This is a genomic window from Mesorhizobium sp. M7A.F.Ca.CA.002.09.1.1, assembly GCF_003998555.1.
In the GTDB taxonomy this organism is placed as follows: domain Bacteria; phylum Pseudomonadota; class Alphaproteobacteria; order Rhizobiales; family Rhizobiaceae; genus Mesorhizobium; species Mesorhizobium ciceri.
Genome location: NZ_RZRR01000885.1, coordinates 1 through 2,295, shown reverse-complemented (window position 1 = coordinate 2,295; position 2,295 = coordinate 1). Strand labels below are relative to the sequence as shown.

Sequence of the window (2,295 nt, the reverse complement as noted above, 5' to 3'; positions counted from 1 at the left end):
CCCCCTGCCTGAACGACAACAAGGCGACGCTCGGTCCAGGCACCTATTGCAGCGGCATGAACCTGAAGGGCAACGTCACGCTTTCGCCCGGCGTTTATGTCGTCCAGGGCAATCTCAAGATAAACGCCAACGCGGCCATCACCGGCGCCGGGGTGACCATCTTCATGTCCGGCAGCTCGACCGTCAGCATGAATGGCAATGCGTCCGTGAAGCTCAGCGCGGCGACTTCGGGCACCTACTCAGGCGTTCTGTTCTACGGCGACAGGACCGGCATGAGTGCATCCAGCACATTCAACGGCACAGCGGACTCGCTTTTGACCGGGGCCATCTATTTCCCCAAGCAGCAAGTGAGCTATCTTGGCAACTTCTCGGGCAATGGCGGCTGCACCAGGGTCGTCGCAAATACGATTCAATGGTCCGGTAATTCAACCATCAATCAGGATTGCTCGAGCCTCGGAGTGCCCAACATTCCAGCCGCGCGGTCCGTGGCACTGTCCGAGTAGCTCCGTGGGGCGCCGGTCGATGCCGATCCTCGGCGATGATTCGGGCGTTGCGGCGGTCGAGTTCGCGATGGTGCTGCCCATTCTGTGCCTGGTGCTGCTTGGTATTCTGGACGGCTGGTCCTACATAACGAGTTCACTGTCGATGCGCGCCGGTGTGAAGACGGCCGCGAACCTGGTCATGAGCGGATCGACCGATGATGCGGCGACCCAGGCCCTTGCCATTGCGAGCTGGGAAAATCGGCCGGAAGACGGCCAGGTCACGCTAAGCCACATCCGTATGTGCGGGACGACCGTGGTCGACGCTTCCACCATGTGCAGTGGGCCCAAGGTGCCGTCGATCTATGTCCAGATACAGGCATCGGGCACCTGGGTGCCGCCAATTGCCTTCGGCGCCTTTGCCGCTCCCACCGTCATCGGTCACCAGGAGGTGATCCGTGTCCGCTAGGGTAAGCGCGTTGCGGCGGGATCGATCGGGCGGGGCCGGGCTGGAGTTCGCGCTGATCGCCCCCTTCCTTGTCATGCTGCTGTTCGGAATATTCGCCTTTGGCTGGTCGATGCACTCGGTCTCCAGTGTTCGCTATACGCTGGAGACGTCAGCGCGCTCGCTGCAGCTTAAGAACACGCTGACCCAGGCCGACATTCAATCGATCGCCACGCAGAAATTGCAGGCCTTGGGGTTCAAGGACGTGAACGTCACGATCGCCATCGACCCGGTGAGCGGCGGCTTCCGCATGGCGCATCTGACCGCCGCCTATGCCTTCGTCATCGACTTCCCCTACTTCAGTTCCTTCCCGATCAACTACGCGACAACCGTTACCGTGCCGCTGCTTGGCAGCGGCTAGGCTGTGGCCTGATAGCCTCGCGCGCCGGGGCTCTGCCAATGCACCGGTTTGGCGGTCGTGGCGCAAGCTTGGCACTCGGCCTGCTTTTTATGGCACGGGGCTAGCTAATATATTCGTTAGTGCTAATATTAAGATTACGTTACGTCATGTTCGACCATCTGTCGGGTGCAATGTGGGGGTTCCAATGAGAGTGGCTGTATTGTGCGCGGCTGTTGTTTTCGCTGCGACCGGTGTCGCTGTTGCCAAGGAAAAGAAGGCGGCGGTCAGTGACGCTGCCGCCTTGTGTTCCACGAAACCGTCGACCAAGAAGCCCGTTGCAAATCTGGACTGCGGTTTCACCGGAACCGCCAAATCGGAAGATAGCGGGGCAAAGGCAGAGCCGCGTCTCGGATACGACTCCAATCCGTGGATCATAACAGGCTTTTGACTTTGCACTGTCGGATGCCGGTTGAAGCGCTGAAGAGGGTCGTCTTGAGCGGCGCGCGACCCGTTCTCATGTAGGCTCCCGCACGCAAACTAGGCAAATAAATACGGACTTGCCACTCGGGGCTTCGCCCCGTTGTCGCAATGCCGTGAAAGCCCAACTCGACCGTGCAATAAAAAGCCCGCCACGGGGGCGACCTGCGGCGGGCTCTTGGAGCGGCTACATCCCTTAGGAATCGACCACTTTGTAGCAGGATTATGACCCGTGTGGCCGCGTTGGCCTATGGTGTGATCGCGGAAGACTGCGCGTCAGTTGAAGAGAGCAGCAGAGAGCCAAGCGAAATTGCCGACATTGGGAGGGAGGTTTGCGCCAAACGCAAATTTTTCTGGTACGCCCAAGGGGAATCGAACCCCTGTTACCGCCGTGAAAGGGCGGTGTCCTAACCGCTAGACGATGGGCGCGCTCAGACGAAGCGGCTTATACTGGCGTTGTGCGCAACCGGCAACCCGTCAGGTGCCACCTTGGA

At 60.0% G+C, this 2,295-nt stretch carries 2 protein-coding genes, 1 tRNA gene and 1 pseudogene; 3 read left to right on the top strand and 1 reads right to left on the bottom strand.

What is annotated here, in order from left to right; genetic code table 11:
* The 3 genes and pseudogenes from EN994_RS27855 to EN994_RS27845 all read left to right on the top strand — a co-directional run.
* Positions 1 to 503 (top strand): annotated as a pseudogene (locus EN994_RS27855) (hypothetical protein); the annotation flags it as partial.
* A 19-nt stretch (positions 504 to 522) separates the two neighbouring features.
* Complete coding sequence (locus tag EN994_RS27850) at positions 523 to 948, top strand: TadE/TadG family type IV pilus assembly protein (protein WP_032808908.1); 426 nt, start codon at positions 523 to 525, stop codon at positions 946 to 948.
* A complete protein-coding gene (locus EN994_RS27845; protein WP_013531997.1) occupies positions 938 to 1,345 on the top strand; it encodes a TadE/TadG family type IV pilus assembly protein in 408 nt (135 codons plus the stop codon). The genes EN994_RS27850 and EN994_RS27845 overlap by 11 nt, the downstream gene beginning before the upstream one ends.
* Positions 1,346 to 2,155: 810 nt before the next feature.
* Here the strand turns inward: EN994_RS27845 and EN994_RS27835 are convergent.
* Positions 2,156 to 2,230 (bottom strand) — tRNA-Glu (locus EN994_RS27835).
* Between the last annotated feature and the right edge of the window lie 65 nt (positions 2,231 to 2,295).